This is a genomic window from Mucilaginibacter gotjawali, from assembly GCF_002355435.1.
GTDB classification, from domain to species: Bacteria; Bacteroidota; Bacteroidia; order Sphingobacteriales; family Sphingobacteriaceae; genus Mucilaginibacter; species Mucilaginibacter gotjawali.
In genome coordinates this window covers 4,036,497-4,062,668 of record NZ_AP017313.1, presented here as the reverse complement: position 1 = coordinate 4,062,668, position 26,172 = coordinate 4,036,497, and the positions used below count along the sequence as shown (strand labels likewise).

Below are 26,172 nucleotides of genomic sequence, written 5' to 3'. Positions count from 1 at the left end.
TATTTTTTACATCCCATCGGGATGTTTGGTGGGTAGAAAATAAAAAATGAACGATTCATGTTCCGTAGGAACATTTCGTGGTTGTGCGATATTTGATTTGAATCCATTAATAATGTTCATCAACCTAAATCCTCAAAGCCCCCACAGCCTCCTGATTTTAGACAACTCTATCTTTCGGACTTTACTGACTTTCCCGACTTCCGGACTACTTCTTCAAACTATCTGCCTTCGCCTTTTCCTTGTTTTTAAAAAATCCCTTCAATAAAAAGTTATGCTGCAAAGCTTCAAGGTCGTCATTTAGTTTTACGGAGCTTTCCTGCAGGTTTTTAAGGGTTGATTGCACCTGTGCAGCGCCTTTGGGATCATTAAGCAATACGCCCAGGGTATTATCTGTGTTGTTTAGTTTATTGCTGGCCCTGTTCAGGTTATTGGTGAATGTACTGGCATTATTAGCGGCCTCCTGTAATTGGCTGGCGGCTGTTTTAAGGCGGTTAAAGGTGGCCGTATCTGTTAATAGCTTATCTGCAAAGCCTCCTTTGGTATTCAGTTTATCGCCAAATTGGTTCAGCTGTGCAGCCAGTGTGGCCGCTTTTTCGGTGGCTGCCTGCAGGTTCCGCATGGAGTTTTTAAGCTGCATTCCCATAGCGCTGTCGGCCATCAGGGCGCCTACGGTACCTTTACCTTTTAAAATATTATGACTCAATACTTTAAAATCACCGGTAATGGCGAGCAGGTTCTCATTGTTTTTCTGGAAGGTTTTCAGCATGTCGTCGGTCGAAAGCATTTTTACTGCATGCAGCGTATCCCCGTCTGCAACTACCGGGGCCTGGGGGCTGCCGCCGTCAATCACAATCAACTTATTGCCGATCAATCCGTCGGTGCCGATATGCACGCCCGAGTTGTGGTGAATATAGGGCTGTACCTTTTCGTCTATTTTCATTCTTACGTTAACCTGCGATAAGCCGACGAATTTGATCTCACTTATCGTGCCCACTTTAACGCCCGAGAACCAAACATCATTACCCTTTTTTAAACCGGCAACATCGTCAAATATGGCGCTGACGTGGATGCTTTTATCAAAGCTTTTTTGCTGGCCGCCCAGGGTAAAAACGCCCACTATAAAAATAACAAGCCCGATGGCTAAAAATATGCCTACCGTTAATGCTTTCCTGTTTTCCTTTAAATCCATGATATGATAAATGTCTTCTATATAACTTAAGTTATCCGCCAATTGGCGGACGTCAGTTGCAGCTTCTTTCGGACTTCCGGACCTGCCTGCCCGCAAACGTTGCTGACGCCCGGACTAATCTGTAAAATTGTAATCATAAAAAGGTTTTATCCTTTCGTCTGTTGTGTCAAATACTTCTTCAAAGCTTCCTACCCGCTGAAATTGGCCGTCTATCAGCATTGCTATCCGGTCGCCGGTTGATTTGGCGCAGGTTAGGTCGTGGGTAATAATGATAGACGATGTTTTAAAACGCTGCTGCACCTCGTTGATCAGGTCGTTGATCTCGATACAGGTGATCGGGTCGAGCCCGGCTGTGGGTTCATCGTACAGCATGATCTCGGGGTTAAGGATCAACGTGCGCGCTATACCTATCCGCTTGCGCTGCCCGCCCGAAAGCTCGGCAGGCATCTGGTTCAGCGTCTGGCTAAGGCCAACTGCATCCAGCACCGTTTCAACGGCACTGTCAATTTCCTTTCGGGTAAGATGTTTCCGGTTGCGCACCAGCGGAAATTCAAGGTTTTTGCGCACGGTCATGCTATCGTACAAGGCGCTGTTCTGAAAAGAAAAACCGATCCTTATCCTCAGTACCTGCAATTCTTTTTCGGTGATACTGCGAACATCCTGCCCTAAAACCTCAATGCTGCCTTTGTCGGGCTTTAATAACCCGGAAACTAATTTTATCAAAACCGATTTACCCGAACCGGAGCGCCCCAAAACTACCAGGTTTTCCCCCTGGTACAGATCAAGGTCGATGCCGCGCAATACGGCATAATCTTCAAACGACTTTTCCAGCCCCCTGATTTTTATTACTGTATTGTTATAATCGATCTTTGCTTTTGCCTTTTTCATGATTGGAGGGCACTCATTAACGGAAGTTATTGGTTATTTGTACGATGATCACTTCTTCAATAAAAACTAAAAACATAGCGGTAACAACAGCGCCATTTGCGGCTTTACCAACGCCTTCGGTTCCCTTGGTTGAAAAGTAACCCTGATAGCAGCCTACTATGCCGATGGTAAATCCAAATACGATTGATTTTACAAGTGATGCTGTAAAATCAAGAAATACCAGGGGCTGAAAAAAATCCTGCACAAATGCGGTATAGCTGATGCCTTCAACCAGGCTTACATTTAAATAACCACCCAATAAACCTATAAAAGCGGTATAGGTGGCCAGGATAGGGAGGGTAAGGGTAGTGGCCAGCACACGGGTACACACTAAATATTTAAAGGGCTTGGTGCCCGAAACTTCCATGGCATCAATTTGTTCGGTTACCCGCATGGAGCCTAATTCGGCGCCGATGCTCGATCCCACTTTGCCTGATGCGATCAATGCTGTAACCAAAGGTGCCAATGCACGCATAATGGCGATGGAAACCAATGACGGCAACCACGAATTTGCCCCAAAACTTGCCAGCGAAGGGCGAGCCTGCTTGGTGAAAATAAAACCTACAATAAAACCTGTTACACTAATCAACGTTAAGGAGCGCACGCCAACTTCGTAACATTGCCTTACCACTTCTTTTAGTTCAAAGGGAGGCACGAAGGCCTCTTTAAAAAAGCGCACGATAAACAGGTGGATCTTATAAAGATCGGCAAAAAAGGTTACCAGGCTATTTTTAAAGCCATTTCGTTTTTTATGTACAGGTTCTTCTATGTTGTTTGATGAATCCATTAATTATAACAAGCTTTTAGCGCTAAATGTAATGCGTTTACTACAAAAAAACTCACAGGTTGTTTTGCTGATATTGGTAATTACACCGATTGTGAAAAAACAGGATGACCATACTTTTTAAAAGTAATTTATAAACCTCAAAAACTTACCTGTTAATTGAAGGAAAAGTATTATTACCAATTCCGTATATTATACTGATTTTGATTTACTAAAGGCAGATTGTTGCTTTCCACGGGTTAATTTTAAATTAAGAAATGTAAAAATACTATTACAGCCAACTTCTTAAATGCTGTTATTTTTGATAATTGTCAATTATACATCGTTTTTCTTTAAAATATATTTTTAAAAAAGTAACTCTCTGTGCTAATCAACATTAATGCAGGGGTATTATTGTAAAAATACTAATTGTAAGGTAATACCTGTTTTAACCATTTTTATTAGGTTAATTTGAATCCCGGTAATAGAATTACGCGTTGCAAACCTAAGTTTTATTCACCTGAATAAGCGGGCATCTGATAGAAAAAATACATTTATGAAGTGTAAAATTTTAACACTGTTTTTTTTGCTGTTGCTGCAGGCTACTTTCCTGTGCGCTCAAAACAACCAGTTTCAGTTTTCGCATCTTGATATCAACAACGGTTTATCACATAACGATGTTACCTGCATATTTAAGGATAACAGGGGTTTTATGTGGTTTGGCACCATTTCGGGTTTAAACCGGTATGATGGGTATAAATTTAAGATATTTAAGCATTTGGTTAACGATACCACCTCGCTTGATGGTGATTATATTGTAAGTATAAGTGAAGGACCCGCAAACAAACTATGGATTGAAACCCGTAATGGCTTTAATATCTATGACCCGGCTACAGAAAAGTTTGATCATAATATTACCCGCTATTTGCGGACAATTGATATCCCCGACAGGTATATTACCGCCATAAAAAAGGATAGGGCCGGCAATTTTTGGTTCCTGCATGTAAACCAGGGGATATTCAAATTTGATCCCGCGGGTCATAAAACTATTCACTTAATGCATGCCGCGGCAGATAAAAAAACGATAGGTTCAAATACAGTGTCTGACCTTGGACAGGATTCGCAGGGGGATTTCTGGCTCACCTATCGCAACGGGCAATTGGAACGCATGGATCCCCGGAGCCTGCAAATTACGTACCGTTCGCAGGTATTTAATAAGTTGTCGGCTGAGCAGAATGCATCTTATAAAATATTCATTGATAAAGAAAACTGTATCTGGGCCTATGTGCCTACCTACTCAGAAGGCGTGTATTTTGTTGATGTAAAAAATGGCATTTTTAAACATATTGATAAGGGGCCCGATAATGCCCATTTAAATACCAATGTAGTTGCAAGTGTTATACAGGACGATAAAGACAGGATCTGGATCGCGACGGATCATGGCGGGGTAAATCTGCTTAATAAACATGATTTTAAAATCCAATACCTGCTCAACCGCGAAGACGATAACAAAACGATAGGCCAAAACAGCATCACCCTGCTTTATCATGACTACACCGGTATTATTTGGGTTGGTACATACAAAAAGGGCGTTGGGTATTATCACCAAAGTATCATCAAATTCCCTTTATACACACATCACCTGGCCGATCCGTTCTCTGACCCGCATAGCCTGAGCTTTAGCGACATCAATAGCTTCGCTGAAGATAAAACAGGCAACCTGTGGATTGGCACCAACGGCGGCGGGCTTATCTGTTTCGACCGGAAAAACGGAACTTTTAAAACTTACCTGCATAATGCAGCTGACAATAATAGCCTGGGTAATAATGTGGTGGTTTATTTATACTTCAGTCACGATCAGAAATTATGGATAGGCACCTATTTCGGGGGGCTCGACTGTTTTGACGGTCAGCATTTTACCCACTTTAAACATGACGACAAAATACCGGGAAGTATTTCTGACGATCGCGTTTGCTCAATTGCCGAAGATGATGAGCACCATTTACTGGTTGGCACGCTATCGGCGGGATTGAATGTTTTCGACAGCAAAACACAAACTTTTTCGCATTATGTGTATAATTCGAAAGAAAACGCCATTCATTCTAATTATATCAGTAAGATTTTGCTCGACCGGCATAAAAACCTATGGGTAGTTACTTCGTATGGCGTTGATGTTTTGCTTAAGCGTACACATCAATTTATCCATTATATACACGACGACAAAAATCCATATAGCCTCATCAATAACAGTACCAATAACGTAATGGAAGATAGTTATGGTTTAATATGGGTAAGCACACGCGAAGGCTTGAGTGTGTTTGATTATAAAACCGGGCGGTTTACCAACATCACCAGGCAGGATGGCCTGCCGGATAATACGGTGATCGATCTGCAGGAGTATGATAAAAGTAACATTTGGGTAAGCACGCTGAATGGTATCTCAGATATCAACGTAGACAGGAGCGGGGCGGCCCTTAAGTTTCATTTTACCAATTACGATGAAACTGAAGGTTTGCAGGGCCGTGAGTTTACCGAAAACTCCTCATTTAAAACACGCGAAGGCGAATTGCTTTTTGGCGGGGGCAATGGTTTTAATATCTTCAAACCATCAAATCTTTATACCAACCAAAATGTACCTGACCTTGTATTTACTGATTTTCAGGTTTTTAACGAAAGTGTTAAAGTTGGCGAAAAAATAAACGGGAAAGTGATTTTACCCGAAGCAATTACCGGCCTTAAATCATTGAATTTAAAATACAACGACAATGTCTTCGCCATTGAATTTGCGGCGCTTAACTATTTCAATCCCGGGAAAGTAAGGTACCAGTATATGATGGAAGGGTTTGACAAAGGCTGGATCAATGCTGATAACAGGATAAGGAAGGCCACCTATACAAACCTGGATCCGGATGACTACGTTTTTAAAGTGAGAGCAACCAGCGGGGATAACTGGAAGAATAGCCGGGTTGAATTTATGAATATCAGTATCCTTCCCCCTTTCTGGAAAACTACCTGGGCCTATATTTTATATGCCATGGCAATAATAGGTGCGCTTCTTTATTTAAGGCAAAGGGCAATACAAAAACTGAGGGCACAGTTCTCCATAGAAAAAGAACGGGAAGAAGCACACCGGATGCACGAACTGGACCTGATGAAAATCAAGTTCTTTACCAACGTAAGCCACGAGTTCCGTACTCCCCTGTCATTAATAATGGCCCCGGTTGATAAAATATTGAAGCAGATTTCGGAACCTGATATTCAGCGCCAACTGATGCTGGTTAACCGGAATGCCAAACGGTTGTTAAACCTGGTAAACCAGTTACTTGATTTCAGGAAAATGGAATACCAGGAATTAAAGCTGCATGAAAAAAATGGGGATATTGTAAATTTTATTAAAGACCTGTCCTACGCGTTTACAGATATTGCCGATCAGAAAAACATTAAATTCCTTTTTGATACGGAGACAGCTTCCTTTTACACCAGTTTTGACCACGATAAAATTGAAAGGATCGTATTTAACCTGCTTTCAAACGCCTATAAGTTTACTCCTGAAGGCGGACAAGTAAGTGTATTGCTTAATTTGATAACGAAGGATGGCGATGATGATAAGATTTTGGAGATAAGGATAATTGATACCGGTATCGGAATTGCGCCGGATAAACAGGATAGAATATTCGAGCCGTTTTTCCAGAATGATATCCCGGGGTCAATGCTTAACTCAGGCAGCGGGATAGGTTTATCTATCACCAGGGAGTTTGTGAAGCTGCACGGGGGCGAAATAACAGTTGAAAGTGAATTTAACGAAGGCAGTTGCTTTACTGTTTTACTTCCGGTACGGCAATTGAACAGTAGCCTGTTTACCGATACCGGATTGTTGCTGGATCATTCACTTGATTTTATGCCGGCTGAGGCGCCCAATAAACTTAATGGCTGCCATAAGGAAAACCGCGACTTAAAAAAGCCAACCATTTTACTGGTTGAAGACAATGAAGATTTCAGGTTTTATATAAAAGACAATTTAAAGGCATCGTTTAATATCATCGAGGCCGAAAATGGGAAAAAAGGCTGGCAAAAAGCGCTGGCTCAACACCCCAACCTGATTGTGAGTGATATCAGCATGCCCGAAATGAACGGCATTGACCTTTGTATAAAGTTGAAGAATGATATGCGTACATCGCATATCCCGGTTATTTTGCTGACTGCCCTGATAGGGGAGGACCAGCAGATAAAAGGCCTGGAGACAGGGGCCACTGATTATTTGACCAAGCCATTCAATTTCGAGATCCTGCAATCAAAGATCAGGAATATACTGAGCCAGCAGGAATATATGCGAAAAACCTATACCAAGCAGGTTGACGTTTCGCCGACAGAAATGCAGGTGGATTCGCCTGACGAGCTGTTTATAAAAAAGGTACTGCTTTTAATAGACAATAACATCTCGAACCCGAATTTTTCTGTTGAAGAATTGAGCAGTGAAGTATTTGTAAGCCGGTATACGCTTTATAAAAAAATATTAGCAATGACGGGTAAAACGCCAAACGAACTGGTACGCTCCATGCGCCTTAAGCGAGCCGTCCAACTGCTGGAGACCGGGCACTTAACCATTTCACAAATTTGCCATAAAGTTGGTTTCAAGAGCCAGAAGTACTTTGTAAAATCATTTAAAGCAGAATATAATACCATCCCGTCAAAATACCTGGAAAGTGTACAGGAAGAGGAGATTGCCTAGCCATAGGGGCTACCTTCTTTACCTTAGTGACATTGGTCGCCGGCACACTTTCGCTTCCGTTATATTTTCTGCCAATATCAGACACCTAATAGCACTCTCAAAAAAATAAAGCCTCCCTTACGTTAATGGACGCGCTGCAAAAGGGGCCTATTCAGTTTATTAAACTTCCCCCTAGTCCGGTGTGTTAAACGCTATTCAGTTTGGTTAATCTGCTCGTCGTGCAAGCCGCTGCGGTTAATCTTTCTGCAACTCATCAAACTGCCAGGAGTTATAGCCAGCTGCTTATGGTACTATAATACCACTTTAAAAACTATTTTACAGTCAACAGGGGTGCACATTTGTCAATAATTCACCTGTTTTTGATCTCTTGTTTACGAATTATTGTAATTAATTTATTGATAATCAATATTTTAATTAAGGTTGACATTTGTGCCCCTATTTATCCACAACCGGGCTTTTATTAGCATATAATTTTACCCTCATAATAATGAAAAAATGAACATGAGGTGCGATACCAATTGTTTAAAAACAAAGCCTAAGTAATAAGTTATAAATTTTAGTGAAAGTTTTTGAAGCGTTGTTGAGGCTTCAAAGTCTGTTTGGCGGCAATTTGATTGATCAGGTTATAACGCCGGCGTGCTTTTTTATATGACAAAAAACGGGCAGCAATAGTGCATCAAACAATACATATTATAAACCAATTTCAATTAACAAATCATTATGGGAAAAATTCTACGAATAGCATTGCTGTTTCTTTCCATGGTAATAAGTGCCGGTGTGATGGCGCAAAACCAGGGGACAGTGATCAAAGGTACAGTAACCGATAATAAAGGCGTCACACTTCCGGGCGCAACGGTTACTGTAAAGGGTACGCAAACAAAAGTAGCTACCGATGTAAACGGAAAGTATAGCATAGTGGTACCGGCCGGTGGCAAGGTACTTACATTTTCATTCATTGGAATGGATGCACAGGATGTAGCTATTGGTGCTAAAGCGCTTATTAATGTGGCATTGCAATTGTCCTCAACAGCGCTGTCGGATGTAGTGGTTATCGGTTACGGCTCGCAAAAAAAGAGAGATGTAAACGGAGCCATATCTTCGGTTAGCGCCAAAGATATACAGGATATCCCGCTGCCATCTGTCGATCAGCTATTGCAGGGTAAAGCTGCGGGTGTAACCGTTACGCTAAACTCCGGCCAGCCAGGCAGTGCAACGTCTGTCCATATCCGCGGGATCACGGAATTTGGTTCAAGCGAGCCTTTATATGTGATTGACGGGGTAGAGGTTGACGGTGATGCAAAAGGCGGCTACGGCGGCGGTGCGCAATTAAATAGTCCGGGGTCAAGTAATATGGAGACTACGGTAAGCCCGCTGTCCATGCTTAACCCGGATGATATAGAGTCGATCGACATTTTAAAGGATGCGTCGGCCAGCGCCATTTACGGCAGCCGGGGTTCACACGGCGTTATTTTGATTACCACAAAGCGTGGTAAAAGCGGAAGCGCCAAAGTGAGTTATGATGGCTATGTAGGCATGCAAAAACAAGGTAAGTTTTTGGATGTAGATAACCTGCAGCAATATGCTGTATTGGAAAACAAACTTGCGGCTATTTTCGGCACAACGCCAAGGGGCGAATTTGCCAACCCAAGTGCTTTGGGCTCCGGTACCAATTGGCAACAGGCTATTTTCCGGACAGCGATGGAGCAAAGCCATAACCTGAGTGTATCAGGCGGCAGCGATAAAGCCGACTACTATATTTCGGGCGGTTACTTTAAACAGGATGGAACAATTTTAGGTTATAATTTCGACCGTTACTCTTTCCGTGGCGTAGTTAACTCGCAGGTAAAAGAATGGTTAAAAATTGGAACCGTATTTGGCGCCATGCGCAGCGACGAAAACGTTGGCCTGGGTAGCAATACCGGTATTATTTATAATGCATTGTTAGCCGCGCCCGATCAGGCAGTTTATAACGCCGATGGTTCATTTGCCGGTCCGGCTTATATAAACGGTCAGTTTGAAGGCGGCCCTAACCCGGTTCAGCAGGCCCTGAATATTACCAATACATTAACCAGGAGCGAGATAAACGGTAACATGTACGCCGATATTAAGTTTTTTAAGGACCTGACCCTTCACTCCGAACTTGACGGAGATTTTAACTGGGCCAACGGTCAAACGTTTAATCCGACTTATCAATACGGTGCTGCTGGTGTAACCGATATCAACCAAACGTATCACAACGATAATGCAACGTTAAACCGGGCAATTACAAACAGCACGTATTGGAGCTGGAAAGAATATTTTAACTATGCACACAGCTGGGGCAAGCATAACCTTACTGCCCTGGCGGGCCGTGAAGTTTGGGAATCAAACTACGATTATCTGCCGCTTTCGGGCAACGGCTTTCCTGCCGGTAATAATGTTCAGAGTATAGCGCTGGCTAATGTGGTGGCATCGTCTATTGGCGAACAAATAGGCACACAGGTAATGCAATCGTACATCGGCCGTTTAATTTATACCTATAACAACAGGTACAGTATTACTGCCAATATACGTAGCGACCAAAGTTCAAATTTTAACCCAAATCCAAACAAACAGATTGGCTATTTTCCGGGTGTAGCAGTATCATGGCGGCTATCTGAAGAGTCATTTATGAGCGGCGTAAAAAGCATTGCTGATAATATCAAGATCAGGCTGGGATATGGTACAACAGGCAACTCAAATGTGCCGCAATATGTGTATGGTGCATCACTTAAAGGCATACCTACTGCATTTGGCGCCGGATTTTTGATCAACAACGTTGCAAATCCAAACCTTGTATGGGCAACAGCTATTCAAAAAAACCTGGGTGTTGATTTAACGCTGCTTAACCGCATAGATGTTACTTTTGATGCTTATGATAAAACAGCCAAAAACTTCCTGTTCCCCAAACCTTTACCTCATTACCTTTTAGGGGGGCCTAACGAATATGGCGATAACCCGGGCGGCATTGCAGTTCCCTACATTAACGCCGGAAATATCGAAAATAAAGGGTTTGAGTTTACTATTAACAGCCGCAACATTGCTACTAAGAATTTTAAATGGAACACAACTTTAACATTTTCACATTACTCTAACATCGTAACCTCATTAAGTGGTGCGCCGGCGATCACGCAATCAGTAGGTACGTCTTATGTTACTTTGGCTGCCACAAAAACGATAGTTGGCCAGCCGGAAGGCGAGTTTTTTGGTTACAAAGTACAGGGCGTAGTAAAAACACAGGCGCAATTGGAATACCTGTCTACCCATCCTCAAAATGTTACCGGCACTTCACCGCAGGTGGTTAGCAACGCCCAGGGCAATACGATCTGGCTGGGAGATCTGCAATATGCCGATACCAATCATGATGGGAAAGTGGATGAAAATGACCAGGTACCGCTTGGTAACCCTAATCCTGATTTTACCTATGGGTTTACCAATAATTTCACATACAAGGATTTTGATCTGTCTTTTTCTTTCTATGGCTCATACGGCGGCAAAATATTGGATGTGCTTGAATATCAAACCGCCGGTTTGTCAAGCCTTTACTCCAACCAGTTAGCGTCTACAGCTAATTTCTGGACACCTAGCAATCCCAATTCAAATATCCCGGCGCCACGTGCAGGTATTTCCAATGCCAACCTGGTGATGTCTGACAGATTTTTGGAAAGCGCCTCTTTTCTTCGCTTACAAAGCGCGCGTTTAGGATATAATTTGCCTGCACGATGGGCTAAATACGTGGCGATGAATAGCTTAAAAGTATATGTAACCGGACAGAACCTGTTTGTAATCACTAAATACCCGGGCCTTGATCCCGAAGTAGGTGCGTTTAATGAAAATCCGCTTTTAATGAATGTTGATATGGGAAGATATCCGTCTCCCCGTGTTTTTACATTGGGAGTTAATGCACAGTTTTAAATTTATTAAAGAAATTTGACATGAAAAGACATATAAAATACATTACAGGACTGGCGCTTGTGGCGAGCGTACTTGCCGCCGGTTGCAAAAAGGATTTTTTTAACCGTCCGCCGCAGTCACAGGTAACGGTAGGTAATTATTATCAAACAACGGCACAGGTACAGGCCGCCACTAATGGCTTGTATGGCTCGTTATGGTTTGGCTGGAATAACAAAGCGGGATGGGCGCTTACCGAATTGTCGAGCGGCAACGGATTTACCTATTCGTCGGACGTTAACGCCTTTTTTAACTGGTCGGTTCCAAATGGCAACCCCGAAGTGCTGGCCGCCTGGGATTCGCCATTTACCGTGGTTGCCCAATGCAATGGATTAATTACCAATATGGCTGCAACCATACCGGGTGTACCGCAATCAATGGTAAACAATGCCCTTGGCGAGGCCCATTTAATGCGTGCGGTGGCCTATTTTTACCTGGTGCGCGTTTTTGGAAACGTACCGATAGTTGAAAATCCACTGCAGGAAGTCAATAATTCCGACGCAGTGCCAACTAATCCGATATCCGATGTTTATACTTTCATAATTAAAGACCTGAAATATGCGGAAGCCAACTGTTCGGTGGGTACAGCAAAAACCGGGCACGGCGATAGTGGTTCGGCATCGGCAATGCTGGCGAAAGTTTACCTGTATATGCAGGACTACGTTAATGCACAAAAAGAAGCCGAAAAGGTGATCAACAGTGGCGAGTTTGCACTTTTGCCAACTTACGAAAACTTGTTCCAAACTGCTAATAACAACAATAAAGAAAGTATTTTGGCCATGCAATGGATCTCGACAGCGGGCTATGACTATGGCAATTCCATACAGGCGTCATGGGCGTATAACAGTACCATCACAGGTACAGGCGACGGGTATGCTGTTTTTGGCCCCACTATCGATCTGCAAAATGCGTTTAAAGCCGAAGGCGGAGATACCATCCGCAGGCATGCTACCATTATGGTGCCCGGGAGTTTTTACCCCGACCTGGATGCGGCAGCAGGCGGTTACCGTTTCCCTGTAAACGGAAGCGCGCAGAATCAAAATGCCGCGGCAAAAAAATATGTTGTCGGTACGCCTGCCGATAACGGCGGTAAAAGTGCCGCACAGGCAGCCGGCAACAATACTTATATTGAGCGCTTTGCCGATGTGTTATTGATTGAAGCTGAGGCGATATTAGGCCAGGAATCGGGCGCAACGGCCGGTACCGGTATCCCGTTAACAGCGTCCACCTCAAATGCTACCGCTTTAACATACTTTAATATGGTTAGGCAGCGCGTTGGCGTGCCGGCGGTTACTTCGTTCACTTACGCGGACCTGCTGCGCGAAAGGCGTCTTGAATTTGCGCTTGAGCAGGATTACTGGTTTGATTTATGCCGGATTGACGGTTACCAGCAAGAAGGATCGGCAACCTTTCCTACGCATCACCCAACAGCCATCTCAATTATAAGCCAGCAGGAAAGAGGAACTTACAGCACTACTGCCGACAATAACCCGGTGATTTATTCGCAGCATTTAACGCCGGTTGACGCGAACTTTTTCTTGCCGGTGCCGGTGCTGGAGTCAGCTGCCGACCCAAATCTGATTAAAGCGCCTGTAAAATATGTATTTAAATAATTGTAAACATTTTATATAAAAAAGAAAATGAAACTATCAAAAATTTATTACTGGATACTGCCGGCGTTGGCTGTATTTGGTATGGCTTCGTGTAAAAAGCAAAGCGGCCTGGGGTATACCCCGGGCACGGGAGCGCCAACAATATCGTCGGTGCAAACTATTAATAAATACAAAACGGATACCGTTATACAGTCCACAACCACTTATAGCAGCTCAGGTATTGTTACCACTGTGCTTGATACCAATTTAAACCATACATCGGTAATGGCATTTGACTCCACTACTGCAACGGGTAATTTGGGTACCATGTATAAGATAAATGGAGCAAATTTGGGCAGCGCCACTAAACTTACCATCAATGGGGTTAACGTTTATTATAACCGCAGCCTGGGCAGTGACAATGCTATTATCTTCACCCTGCCAAATAATATTCCTTATGTACAACCGCAACCAAATGAAATAGTGATTACTACCCTGCATGGTTCGGTAACGTATAAATTTACAACATTGCCTCCGCCGCCAACCATTCTCCAGGTATCTGATTTTGACTTTTGGTCAAATACCCAGCTTACGCTCAGTGGTAAAGGATTTGCCTCTGTAAGTGCCGTTAAATTGCTTGCTACCGGCGAAGCCATGTCAATCGTGTCTCAAAATGACAGCACGCTGGTACTGAAGGCCCCTGCAAACAGCAGTGCAACCGAGTCAACATTGTTGTTTACTTATACGTCGGGTTCAAATGCAAATGCCCAAACCGCTTCCACGGCGGTGTTTAATAATCTGGATAATGCCTATACCATTGTGTTTAACAATAGTTTTCAAAATGGATGGGGCGATAATTCATGGGCGGGTCCGTCCGGGATACAAACAGGTACGGCACACGCCGTTGGCGGTACCGCTTCTGCCGAAGCAAGCTTCCCCGCAGGTGGCTGGAAGGTTGAAGGCTTTGCCAACTGGTGGCCTGGTTTTGCATATGATCCCGCTTATAAATATTTAACGTTTTGGGTTAAAGGCGGAACCGTTGCCCATAAGCTTGTTTTAACAGGTAATCAAACAGTTAACGGCTATGGCCAGGTAACCGTTCAAAATGCCTATGCTGCTCAGATCATTAATGTGCCTCCTACTGTTTGGACATTTGTAAAAATCCCGCTTACGGCGCCATCTACTGCTTATTCGCAAACTTCAACCCTGCTTAATTTTTGGGCGAATGGTGCCACTGCAAACAACTTAGGGTTCTTCCTTCAAAGCGGTCAGAACTCCGTTGCTGATGTTGACGAAACCTATTATTTTGATGAAGTTGCTTTTATTAAATAAGTTGAAAAATAATAAAAGTACCATAGCATTGCCACGTTTTTTTATAAATAACGATAAAGATAAAAGTGTAAATAATGAGGATTTACATAATAGTTGATTAATTGCCGCCATCGCCGGCTGGAAGCTTAGGCTGGGCCGGTGGTGGCGTTTTTTTTATCGCGCATGCTCATGAAAAGTTATTTGTTAACCTTTTGTTTTATCATCTTCCTGATGGTTAATAGTGCCCCGGCGCAAAAAAACATGGTGCTGAACGGTGGCTTCGAGGATGAATTTTTTGGCTGGAATAATAATGGCGCCATGCAAACGCCGTACAACCTTAAAAGCGGGAAATACAGCTGCGCCATAGTTACCCATAATACCGGTAACTGGGTAGGTATTGACCAAATTGTTGAGATCCCGAAAAAAGTGCAAAACATTATGTTTAGTGCCTGGATAGCAACTACCAATGTTGTAAAAGGTAAAGATGATTGGGATGGGGCAATTTTTACGGTAGTGTTTTTAGATAGCCAGGATAAGGAAATGAAGGATGGCGTTAATATTGCCCAAATAACGGGCACCAATGATTGGACCTTTTACAAAAAAACAATAAAAATGCCTGATAAGGCATATAGTTTTAAAATACTTGTTGCCATGGGAAATGCATCAGGTACTATGCTGGTTGATGACGTTTCGGCGGTGAAGGTGGAATAGTGAGTAGTGAATAGGGATTTATAAAATATTTAACAATTCATGGCTCACATTTCACCAATCACTACTCGCCATTAACAACTCACCAAAAAAACTGTTAATTTCGTATCATATAAACGATGTTTTTGTATAACTAAATTACTTATGATGACAAGCAATGTAATGCGCGAAATTACCCCGCTGACACCAAGCGATTGCTTTACTATTTTTTCCAGGGTAAAAAAGAAATTTGACTTCCCGCTTCATTATCATGACGAATACGAACTTAACCTGATACTGAACGCGAAAGGGGCGAAGCGTGTAGTGGGCGGCCACATTGAGGTAATTGATGACCTGGAACTGGCCCTGATAGGCCCTAATCTTTACCATGCCTGGTTTACCAACCAGTGCCAGAGTGAGGCGATAACCGAGATTACCATCCAGTTTCACAAAGATCTTTTTGATGAGAAATTTTTAAAGAGGAACCAGCTGAGCTTTTTAAAAAATATGCTGGAGCGTTCGCAACGGGGTATCGTGTTTTCGCAGGAAACCATCAACACGCTTAAGGAGAGGGTGCTTAATTTGGATAAAAAAAGCGGCTTCGATTCTGTGCTCGAGTTACTGTCAATACTTCATGATCTTTCTACCTCAAGGAACATGAAAACGCTGTCGGATTCCAGTTTTACTAATGAAAAGTTTTATTACAACAGCCGCCGTATCGAAAAGGTGTTTGAGCATATGAACAATAACTATAATAAACAGGTAACGCTTGCAGAGGTGGCCAGGATAGCCAATATGCCGGAAGCTTCGTTTAGCCGCTTTATAAAAAAGCGCACCGGCAAAACATTTATTGATAGTTTAAATGAGATCAGGCTTGGTCATGCCTCAAGGATGCTGATCGATTCCACCACAACGGTTGCTGAAATTGCCTATAAATGCGGTTTTAATAACATTTCCAACTTCAACCGGATCTTTAAACGCAAGAAGATGTGTATCCCGAAGGAATTCAGGGAGACCTATACCGGTAACCGGGTTTTTATTTAGACAATTTGAAGATTTGGCAATTTGAAAATTTGAAAATGGGTTGTATGGTAAATAAATTGAAATTTATGGTTAAAAAAGTATTATAAAATGGTTGTCAATAAATCTACTTTAGTAATTGCCATTATAGCCCATTTGAAATACAATTTTCAAATCCTCAAATCAACACATTTTCAAATTAAAAAATGAAGCTCCATCCCATTGACATTGCCATTATTGCGCTCTACCTGTCAAGTACCATATTTATTGGGCTGTGGTATCGTAAAAAGGCCCGGCAAAACAAGGAGAGCTATATGCTTGGCGGTAAATCGCTGCCCTGGTATAAACTGGGGTTAAGCGATGCCTCTGACATGTTTGATATCAGCGGCACCATGTGGATGGTGAGCCTGTGTTTTGTGTACGGCATGAAAAGTATCTGGATCCCCTGGCTTTGGCCGGTATTTAACCAGGTATTTTTAATGATGTACCTGTCGCGCTGGCTGCGCCGCTCCAATGCCTCCACCGGCGCCGAGTGGCTGGCCACCCGCTTTGGCAAAAGCGGTCCCGGGGTTAATGCTTCACAGGTGGTGGTCATTGCCTTCGCGCTGTTGAGCTGCCTTGGTTTTATGGCCTATGGCTTTATCGGCCTCGGTAAGTTCATCGAAATATTTGTCCCCTGGGACATGATCAAGGGTTATATTCCCTTTAATGTTGCGCCGCAATACGTTCCGCATGTTTATGGAATAATTTTTACCCTTTTTGCCATGTTTTACTCCATTCTGGGCGGTATGCACAGCATTGTAGTAGGCGATATGGTCAAATACGGTATCATGACGGTAGCCTGTATCTGGATAGGGTTTATTGCCGCCGGGCAATTAAGCAGCCATCATTTAAATGTGCCGGATGGTTGGTTCAGTCCGTTTTTTGGCAAACACCTGGATTTAAACTGGTCGGGTATTATCCGCCAGGTAAATGATAAAATAAAAAGCGACGGGTATTCGCTTTTCGGGCTGTTTTTCATGATGATGACTTTTAAAGGCTTTTTTGCGGCCCTGGCAGGCCCGGCGCCAAATTATGATATGCAGAAGATCCTTTCCACCCGCTCGCCTGAAGAGGCCAGTAAGATGAGTGGTTTTGTAAATATCATCCTGTTACCTATCCGTTACACCCTTATCATCAGCCTCACTGCTTTAGGGCTCATCTATTATCACCAGATGAATTTAAGCGATGGCGCAGGAGGGATTGATTTTGAACGGATCTTGCCGGCGGTGATCAATAACTTTTTACCGGTTGGGCTGGTAGGCCTGCTGCTGGCCGGTTTACTTGGCGCTTTCATGAGCACCTTTAGCGGTACGATGAATGCTGCGCAGGCGTATTTGGTTAATGATATCTATTTGAAATACGTTAACCCAAAAGCGTCAAACCGAAGAACGATCGCAATGAATTATCTTGCCGGAATAGTAGTTGTGGCGCTGGGCGTTTTCATAGGGTTTTTTATGAAAAACGTAAATACGACTTTACAGTGGATCGTGTCGGCGCTCTATGGAGGGTATATTGCTTCAAATGTATTGAAATGGCATTGGTGGCGTTTTAACGCGTCCGGATTTTTTGTTGGTATGCTGACAGGGATTGTAACCGCCATGGTTTTCTCATTGGTTATACCTGATGGTGAGTTATTGTATTGGTTCCCGTTATTGTTCGGCTTATCTATGGCGGGTTCAATCATTGGTTCCTATGCTTTTCCTCCAACGGACGAATCAGTGTTAAAGTCTTTTTATAAAAATGTTCGCCCATGGGGATTTTGGGGGCCGGTTAAAGCAGCTGTTTTGGCCGATGACCCATCATTTCAGCCCAATAAAAACTTTAAGCTTAATATGTTCAACGTGGTGATAGGTACCGCAGCGCAATGTTGTTTAACCATATTGCCCATGTACCTGGTATTGAGCCAAAAAATGCCGCTATTGATCACCGTGGGCATTTTGGCGGTGATCATCATCATCCTGAAGAAAACCTGGTGGGATAAATTGAAAGATTATTAACACGTAGGGGCGCAAAATTTTGCGCCCCCGGAATATTTGCGCCCCTACCACGAATTTATGCATAACGAAAATGGAGACGCAAAGTGTTGCGTCTCTACGAAATAGAAAAAAACAAAAAATGGCACAACTATTTGAAAAACGTTTAAAAGAATTAGAAGCGGAACAAAAACAGCTGACGGACCTCCGTAATGAAATAGCGGGTACCGGAAACGGTGTTTTTGATCGCTATAAATATCCTGTTTTAACGGCAGCACATACCCCGCTGTTTTGGCGGTATGACCTTGACCCGGAAACCAATCCATATTTGATGGAACGGTTCGGCATCAATGCCGCCTTTAACGCAGGGGCTATAAAGCTGAATGATAAATATTTGTTGGTAGCGCGGGTAGAGGGTGCCGACCGTAAATCTTTTTTCGCGGTTGCCGAAAGCCCTGATGGCATTAACAACTTTACCTTTTGGGATTACCCGGTGGATATGCCCGAAACAGATGAACCGGACACCAATGTTTACGATATGCGCTTAACCGCCCATGAAGACGGATGGATCTATGGTTTATTTTGCACCGAAAGACGCGACCCTGACGCTCCTGCGCATGACCAATCCATGGCGATAGCCGCCTGCGGTATTGCCCGTACCAAAGACATGGTAAAATGGGAGCGCCTGCCCGACCTGGTCACCAACTCGCCGCAGCAGCGCAACGTGGTATTACATCCCGAATTTGTGGATGGCCAATATGCTTTATACACTCGCCCGCAGGATGGTTTTATAAGCGCCGGTAAGGGCGGTGGCATTGGTTTTGGCTTAACAGCAACCATGGAAAATGCTTTTGTTAATGAAGAAACCATCATCGACAATAAAAATTATCATACGGTTTACGAGGCAAAAAACGGGCAGGGGCCAACACCCATCAAAACCGATAGAGGCTGGCTGCATTTAGCCCACGGTGTTCGCAATACTGCCGCTGGGTTGCGTTATACGCTGTATATGTTTATGACCGATCTGCACGATCTAACCAAAGTTTTATACAAACCGGCAGGTTACTTTTTAGCGCCTGAAGGGGCGGAGCGCACTGGCGATGTATCCAATGTAGTGTTCTGCAACGGCTGGATCAGGGACGAGGACGATACCGTTTATATTTATTATGCATCATCGGATACCAGGATGCATGTGGCTACCAGCACGGTAGATAAACTGCTGGATTATGTAATGAATACGCCGCCGGATGGTTTGCGTTCAGCGTCATCAGTAAGTACCCTTTACCGGATAATTGATAACAACAGGGCGCTTTTAAGTCCGAAGTCTTTAGTCTGAAGTCTAAACGAGTCAATTTCATTGGCCAGAAAAATATGGTTTTATTGAAGTTATACCCTCTTTTTTGCTTGCAAAAGAGAGGGTGGTCGAGCGAAGCATAGACCGGGTGAGTCAACCCGGCGGACATTAGCGCCAATGCATGTCGGCGAGTTTACTCACCCCGACAGCGCTACGCTGGTCGACCCTCTCTCCCGCAAGCGGCAAAGAGGGTAAAAGAAAAAAAATGTTTAAATGAACTATAAAAAAATAAAAATAACAATAACACGGAAGGATGCAGGGGAAGGCTATAAGGTCACAAATTGATAACTACACGACGGAACTGGGTACGGAGTTACAGTCCATATTGGATTATTGGGCAAGTAATACGATTGATAAAACCAATGGCGGATTTTTAGGCAGGATTGATAGTCAGGAACGGATTATAGCTGACGCGCCAAAAGGGTCGGTATTAAACGCCCGGATCTTATGGACATTTTCTGCTGCCTATAATCATGATGCAAACCCGGTTTACCTGGAGATGGCGAACCGCGCTTATGATTATATAGGCAGGTTTATTACGGACCATGAGTTTGGCGGTGTTTTTTGGTCTGTTGATCATACCGGCGCGCCGCTTGATACCAAAAAACAGGTTTATGCCATCGCTTTTACCATTTACGCGCTGAGCGAGTATTACCTTGCCTCGGGTATTGAAGCAGCAAGGACGAAAGCGGTTGAATTATATTATTTACTGGTTGGCAAGGCTTACGACCCGGTTAAAACAGGGTACTTTGAAGCCTTCACAAGAGAGTGGAACCCGATAGATGATTTGCGGTTGAGTGCCAAGGATGAAAATGAAAAAAAGACGATGAACACCCACCTCCACGTACTGGAGGGGTATACTAATTTGTACCGGGTATGGCCGGATAAAGCGCTGAAAGAGCAGATATGGCTGCTGCTGAATAACTTTTTCGATCATTTCATTGACCAGCAAACCCACCACCTGCAACTTTTTTTTGATGAAAACTGGAACAGAAAGTCGGGCCTGGTATCTTTTGGACACGATATTGAAGCAACATGGCTTTTGCTGGAAGCCGCCGAAGCAATTGGCGATGAGGGCATGATCGCGAAGGTGAGAAAGGTAAGTGTACCGGTTGCTGAAGCTACGATAAAAGGTATGGATGCAGACGGAGGCCTGTGGTATGAGTATGAACCTGCAAAAGATCATTTGATAAAAGAAAAACATTGGTGGGTGCAGGCGGAGACAATGATCGGCTTTTATAATGCCTGGCAAATAAGCGGCGATGAAAAATACCTGCAACTATCCATCAAAAACTGGGCGTTTGTTAAAGATAAAATTTTAGATAAAGTAAACGGCGAATGGTTTTGGGGCATCAATGAAAACGGGCAAATAATGCCCGGCGAAGATAAAGCAGGTATATGGAAATGCCCCTATCACAACAGCAGGGCGTGTTTAGAGATAATTAAAAGAACAGGACTATTTGTCTGAACTAAGATTCGTAGGATTAAATGATTGACAGGATTTTAAATCGTCGGCTTTTTATCAATCCTATCATCCTGAAAATCCAACGAATCTTAGTCAAAAATGAAAAAAATGAAAAAAGCAGCATTAATTTTATTGGCGTCGTTTATGGCGATACAATCATGTAAAAAAGACCCGGGTAATTCGGGAGGAGGAACAGCTACAACACCTTCAACGCCCGGAACCGGCGTTGGTACGGGCCCGGGCGGCAGTATAGTAGCCGGGACAGATCCATCCGTTGCTGCTACACAGGGCTTCTTTTTGGATAACTGGCAGGGTAAAACGTTTACCGCTCCCACCTCGCAAAGTGTTTCCAAACCATCGGCCGGGTCAATCAATGTAACTGTCGACCTTAGCCAGATCACCACAAAAGTTTCCAACTTGCTTTATGGCAATAATTCCAACCCGTTTATGGGTCAGGTTGTTGACCCTTCCACGTTCAGCAATTCAATTTTGCTTAACAATATAACCGCACTCGCGCCTAATATCATAAGAGCACCGGGAGGCAGCCTTTCTGATATTTATTTTTTTAATGGTGATGGTAACGGAAATGTACAGGCGCCGGCTGATGCACCTTCCACGCTGCCCGATTTAAATGGCACTGCCTCCTCTGCAGGGTATTGGTTTGGCAATAATACCCAAAGCTGGACCTTTAGTATTGATAACTATTATAAATTGTTGCAGCAAAGCAGCAGCACCGGCCTGATTACCGTGAATTACGGTTATGCCCGTTATGGCACCGGGCCAACACCTGTTCAAACCGCTGCACATTTAGCAGCCAGTTGGGTGAGGTATGACAAGGGCCGAACTACTTATTGGGAAGTAGGTAACGAGAATTACGGCAACTGGGAAGCCGGTTACCGGATCGACCCGACCAAAAACCAGGACGGGCAGCCGGCAATCATCACGGGAACTGTTTACGGGACACATTTTAAAGTTTTTGCCGACTCTATGCGTGCCGCTGCCATCCAGGCGGGTAACAATAATATAAAAATAGGTATCGTACTAACCACAACCAACGATGCAAATAACAATGCCGGCGTTACCAACTGGAACCGCGATGTTTTGGCCGCCGCCGGTAATGCAGCAGATTTTTTTGTGGTGCATAATTATTACACACCCTATGGCCAGAATTCAAACCCGACGGTGATATTAAGTTCACCTGCGCCTTCAACCAGCGCGATGATGAGCTGGGTAAAAACGTCGGCGCAAAATGCCGGTGTAACACAAAAGCCTGTGGCCATGGATGAATGGAACATCCAGGCAACAGGTTCCAGCCAGATGGTTTCGAATATCGCAGGTTTGCACGCGGTAATGGTGTTGGGCGAGGCGTTAAAAAACCAGGTGAGTATGGCAAGCCGGTGGGATTTGGCCAACGGGTACAGCAATGGCGATGATATGGGCATGTTTAACAATTCATCAGGCGGCGGCGCCGAGCCGGGAGCACCTGCATGGAACCCGCGCCCCGCGTTTTATTATATGTATTTTTTTCAAAAATATTTTGGCGACAGGGTGGTAAGTTCAACCGTAAGCGGAAGCAGCGATATTGTGAGTTATGGGTCAACCTTTTCGTCCGGCCAGGCAGGTGTAGTTTTAGTAAACCAGGGCAATTTTGATCATGTTGTAAATATTGCCTTTAATAACTATGCTATCGGCGCCAAATACTATTATTATACGCTTAACGGAGGTGCTGATAATGTACCTTTTTCGCATAATGTTTTCGTAAACGGAGTTGGCGCCGCAAGCGGCAAAACCGGTGGCCCGGCTTCTTATGCAACAGTGCCTGCCATCTCGCAAACGGTTTCAGGCGGTATCATCGTTACGGTTCCGGCTTACGGCGCAGTTTATTTAGTGGCTGATAAAAAGTAAAACACAGCGGTATATCGTTAAATTTGGTTTTGTAAACCAAAAAACTTTGGCTGCTTTAATTTCAATAACATGAAGGTAAACCCTATAAAAAAAATCCTGCTGGCATCGTTGCTTTGCCTGGCCTGCTGCGGTCAATTGTTCGCTCAAAAATTTGAGGAACTGGCCCAAACGCCCCCGATGGGCTGGAACAGCTGGAACACATTTCAAACTAATATTGATTTGCCCCTGTTAAAAGGGATGGTGGATACCTATGTGTCTTCGGGAATGAAGGACGCGGGTTATACTTATTTTGTTTTGGACGATGGCTGGATGGCGATGCAGCGGGACAAGGATGGCAACCTGGTGGCCGACCCCAAAAAATTCCCCAACGGGATGAAGGAATTTGCGGATTATGTGCATGCTAAAGGGCTGAAATTCGGCATTTATAATTGCGCCGGAACATTGACCTGTGCCGGTTATCCCGGTACCCGCGGATACGAATACCAGGATGCCCGCTTATATGCCTCATGGGGCGTTGATTATTTAAAGTTCGACTGGTGCAATACGGATGGAATCAATGCCGTTGAAGCCTATAAAACGATGAGCAAAGCCATCCGCGCGGCAGGCAGGCCGATGATCTTTAGTTTATGCGAGTGGGGGCAGCATAAACCATGGCGCTGGGCCAAAGATGTGGGCCAGCTTTGGAGGTCGACCGGCGATATTGGTGCCGGCTTTGAAAAAAATATCAGCAAAGGCGGCTGGACAGCGTTAAGTGTGCTATCGATTCTTGACCAGCAGGATAGCATCCGTCAATATGCCGGTCCCGGTCACTGGAACGATCCTGATATGCTGGAAGTGGGCAACGGGATGAAGTATAATGAGGATAAGGCCCATTTCTCGCTATGGTGCATGCTGGCAGCGCCGCTGATGGCAGGGAACGATCTGCGCAAAATGTCAGATCAAACCAGGGCTATTTTAACTAATAAAGAGCTGATCGCACTTGACCAGGATCCATTGGGTGTTGAGGCATTCAGGTTTTATGCTTTTGACGGGATTGAAATATGGGTAAAACCGTTGGCCAATAACGAACTGGGCGTTTGCTTTTTAAACCGCTCCGGCAAGCCGCAAAAGGTAAGTTATGACTGGAAAGACCACGTGATCAACGATGCACTGTCCAATACCGGTTTTGATTTCAACCAAACAACTTACAAATTGCGCGACCTTTGGGAGAAAAAGGATATAGGCACTACCACCAAGCCTTTCAGCCAGGTAATTCCGGCGGATGATGTGGTGGTTTTGAGGTTAACCAAATAGGCTTTTTGGCCCTATGTTTGTTATTGTAATTTTATATCGATTTAATTAATGAAGAAAATACAAATCTTATGCTGCATTATCTTGTTTAATTCGTGTGCAAAAGGACAGTTGTTTGGCCCAAGCGACCGGCGGGCAACGGCCGAAACCCGGGAATTGTATTACAGTATGCAGCGGCTGCAGGGTGCAGGTATATTGTTTGGTCATCATGATGATACAGGTTATGGCGTTAACTGGAAATATGACCAGGACAGTTCGGATGTGAAAAGTATTACCGGAACTTACCCGGCAATTTATGAATGGGACCTATCAAAAATTGAGCACGATAGTATCAACGATATCAACGGCCTCCCGTTTGCCGTGCAGAAAGAGCGGGTGAAAGAAGCTTATGAACGCGGCGGTATCAATACCTGGTGCTGGCATATGGATAACCCAACCAACGGTAAAACAGCCTGGGACACCAGCAGGCGTACTGTAGCCGATATTATACCGGGTGGGGCATTCCATGATGCTTATGTGCAATACCTGGATAAAGCCGCCAGTTATCTTGCTGATGTGAAAGGAAAGAATGGCGAGCAGATCCCGATGCTGTTCAGGCCGTTTCATGAGCTTACGGGTACCTGGTTCTGGTGGTGCAAAAATACCTGTACACCCGATGAGTTTAAAACCTTATGGCGTTTTACCATTGATTATATGCGTAATACCAAAAAGCTGCATAATTTACTCATCGTTTATTCGGTGTCTGACTTTAATTCAGAAGCCGATTTTATGGAGCGTTACCCCGGCGATGGATATGTTGATTTTGTTGGTTTCGATAATTACTGCTTTGCCAATACTGCAGCCTATGCGAAAAACCTTGACAAAAGGCTGGCGCTGCTGGATGTGATTGCCGCTAAACATCATAAGTTAGCCTGCCTTGCCGAAACAGGTTATCTGAATATCCCTCAGACGGATTGGTGGACGAATGTTTTGCTGCCGGTCATCTCCAAATACAAAACCTCCTATGTACTCATCTGGCGCAACGCCGGTACTGAGCAATATTATGCGCCATATCCCGGCCAACAAAGTGCCGAAGATTTTAAGAAATTTTCGGAGGACAGTCATTTGATCTTTCAGAACCGGTTAACGCCGTTGTCCGTTTACGGAGAGGTAGGAGGGAAGTGAGGGGTAATGAAAAGGTTTGAATGTTGCAAAGTTGAATAGCACTGCCAGCGGCAGAAATAGAAATGGAAGTCGCTTTTATAGGGGGACTCTCCTGGAGCCTCAAAAATGAATCAAATTTCTATAAACAGGCCGCTCCTCCGGAGCTAATCATAACGTGCCTATCGGACTCCGGAGGAGTGCCGTGTTTATAGGAAAATAAAATCAAAAATTAAGGCTCCGGAGGAGCCTCCTCACTGCTGTTTTTTTTAAGCGATTTCCAGGGGGTAATAGCATGCTTTAAACATCAATTTGAAATTTATATGTACCTTAAAGCCGCCAAACAAGTGGCTTTTTTGTTGAAATGAATATTGTAAAATCGTTAGGGTTATTTGTGCTGGCCGGCTTATGCGAAATTGGCGGCGGTTATTTGGTTTGGCTTTGGTTAAAATCGGATAAACCTTTGTGGTACGGGATTTTGGGAGGCTTGGTCCTGGTGCTTTACGGTATCGTCGCTACCCTGCAAACCAGTAATTTCGGGCGGGTGTACGCTACTTACGGCGGCATCTTTATTGTAATGGCGTTGCTGTGGGCCTGGAAAGTAGATGGCTTTAAACCCGATAAATGGGATTTGATAGGCGCCGGAATAGCTTTGATCGGGGTTTGTATGATTATGTATATGCCGAGGAAATAGTTTTTGCGCTGATAATATGCCATTAAGAAATTAACCCCAAAACATTACAACCTTTCAACGTTCCAACATTCCAACCTTCCAACATAAATTGTATTTTTACAGCCAAACAAACTATCCTATAA

Annotated in this window: 16 protein-coding genes; 13 read left to right on the top strand and 3 right to left on the bottom strand. The window is 43.9% G+C overall.

The genetic code is table 11. From position 1 onward, the window contains the following. Positions 1-205: 205 nt before the first annotated feature. From MgSA37_RS17940 to MgSA37_RS17930, 3 genes are all read right to left on the bottom strand, one after another. Entirely contained in the window at positions 206-1,189 is a 984-nt protein-coding gene (locus MgSA37_RS17940; RefSeq protein WP_096357571.1) for an MlaD family protein, read from the bottom strand. A gap of 114 nt (positions 1,190-1,303) precedes the next feature. Beyond that, positions 1,304-2,077 (bottom strand): ABC transporter ATP-binding protein, encoded by a 774-nt coding sequence (locus MgSA37_RS17935; protein WP_096353852.1) that lies wholly within the window; start codon positions 2,075-2,077, stop codon positions 1,304-1,306. Between the two features lie 16 nt (positions 2,078-2,093). Beyond that, positions 2,094-2,903, bottom strand: coding sequence for an MlaE family ABC transporter permease (locus MgSA37_RS17930; RefSeq protein WP_096353850.1), 810 nt, complete (start codon positions 2,901-2,903; stop codon positions 2,094-2,096). A gap of 532 nt (positions 2,904-3,435) precedes the next feature. Here MgSA37_RS17930 and MgSA37_RS17925 point away from each other — a divergent pair. The 13 genes from MgSA37_RS17925 to MgSA37_RS17865 all read left to right on the top strand — a co-directional run bounded on the left by MgSA37_RS17925 (position 3,436) and on the right by MgSA37_RS17865 (position 26,050). Then, positions 3,436-7,608, top strand: coding sequence for a hybrid sensor histidine kinase/response regulator transcription factor (locus MgSA37_RS17925; RefSeq protein ID WP_096353849.1), 4,173 nt, complete (start codon positions 3,436-3,438; stop codon positions 7,606-7,608). A 720-nt stretch (positions 7,609-8,328) separates the two neighbouring features. Continuing rightward, positions 8,329-11,541, top strand: a complete 3,213-nt coding sequence (locus MgSA37_RS17920; protein ID WP_096353847.1) for a SusC/RagA family TonB-linked outer membrane protein — start codon at positions 8,329-8,331, stop codon at positions 11,539-11,541. Positions 11,542-11,561: 20 nt separating this feature from the next. Continuing rightward, positions 11,562-13,190, top strand: coding sequence for a RagB/SusD family nutrient uptake outer membrane protein (locus MgSA37_RS17915; RefSeq protein WP_096353845.1), 1,629 nt, complete (start codon positions 11,562-11,564; stop codon positions 13,188-13,190). A gap of 27 nt (positions 13,191-13,217) precedes the next feature. Further along, the gene (locus MgSA37_RS17910) at positions 13,218-14,501 is read left to right on the top strand and encodes a hypothetical protein (protein ID WP_096353843.1); all 1,284 of its coding nucleotides are present in this window, start codon (positions 13,218-13,220) and stop codon (positions 14,499-14,501) included. Between the two features lie 168 nt (positions 14,502-14,669). Then, on the top strand, positions 14,670-15,191 hold the full coding sequence (locus MgSA37_RS17905; protein ID WP_096353842.1) for a carbohydrate binding domain-containing protein: 522 nt from the start codon (positions 14,670-14,672) through the stop codon (positions 15,189-15,191). 141 nt (positions 15,192-15,332) lie between these two features. Further along, positions 15,333-16,211 (top strand): AraC family transcriptional regulator, encoded by an 879-nt coding sequence (locus MgSA37_RS17900; RefSeq protein WP_232010676.1) that lies wholly within the window; start codon positions 15,333-15,335, stop codon positions 16,209-16,211. Positions 16,212-16,393: 182 nt separating this feature from the next. Further along, entirely contained in the window at positions 16,394-18,226 is a 1,833-nt protein-coding gene (locus MgSA37_RS17895) for a sodium:solute symporter family protein (RefSeq protein WP_096353839.1), read from the top strand. 118 nt (positions 18,227-18,344) lie between these two features. Continuing rightward, complete coding sequence (locus tag MgSA37_RS17890; RefSeq protein ID WP_096353837.1) at positions 18,345-19,538, top strand: glycoside hydrolase family 130 protein; 1,194 nt, start codon at positions 18,345-18,347, stop codon at positions 19,536-19,538. 271 nt (positions 19,539-19,809) lie between these two features. Further along, positions 19,810-21,024, top strand: a complete 1,215-nt coding sequence (locus tag MgSA37_RS17885; RefSeq protein ID WP_096353836.1) for an AGE family epimerase/isomerase — start codon at positions 19,810-19,812, stop codon at positions 21,022-21,024. A gap of 105 nt (positions 21,025-21,129) precedes the next feature. Beyond that, positions 21,130-22,926: an alpha-L-arabinofuranosidase gene (locus MgSA37_RS17880; RefSeq protein ID WP_157750620.1), complete on the top strand. Its 1,797-nt coding sequence runs from the start codon at positions 21,130-21,132 to the stop codon at positions 22,924-22,926. Positions 22,927-22,995: 69 nt separating this feature from the next. After that, complete coding sequence (locus MgSA37_RS17875; protein ID WP_096353833.1) at positions 22,996-24,219, top strand: glycoside hydrolase family 27 protein; 1,224 nt, start codon at positions 22,996-22,998, stop codon at positions 24,217-24,219. Positions 24,220-24,267: 48 nt separating this feature from the next. Beyond that, on the top strand, positions 24,268-25,380 hold the full coding sequence (locus MgSA37_RS17870) for a glycoside hydrolase family 26 protein (RefSeq protein WP_096353831.1): 1,113 nt from the start codon (positions 24,268-24,270) through the stop codon (positions 25,378-25,380). 340 nt (positions 25,381-25,720) lie between these two features. Further along, entirely contained in the window at positions 25,721-26,050 is a 330-nt protein-coding gene (locus MgSA37_RS17865; RefSeq protein ID WP_096353830.1) for a YnfA family protein, read from the top strand. The last annotated feature ends 122 nt before the right edge of the window (positions 26,051-26,172 follow it).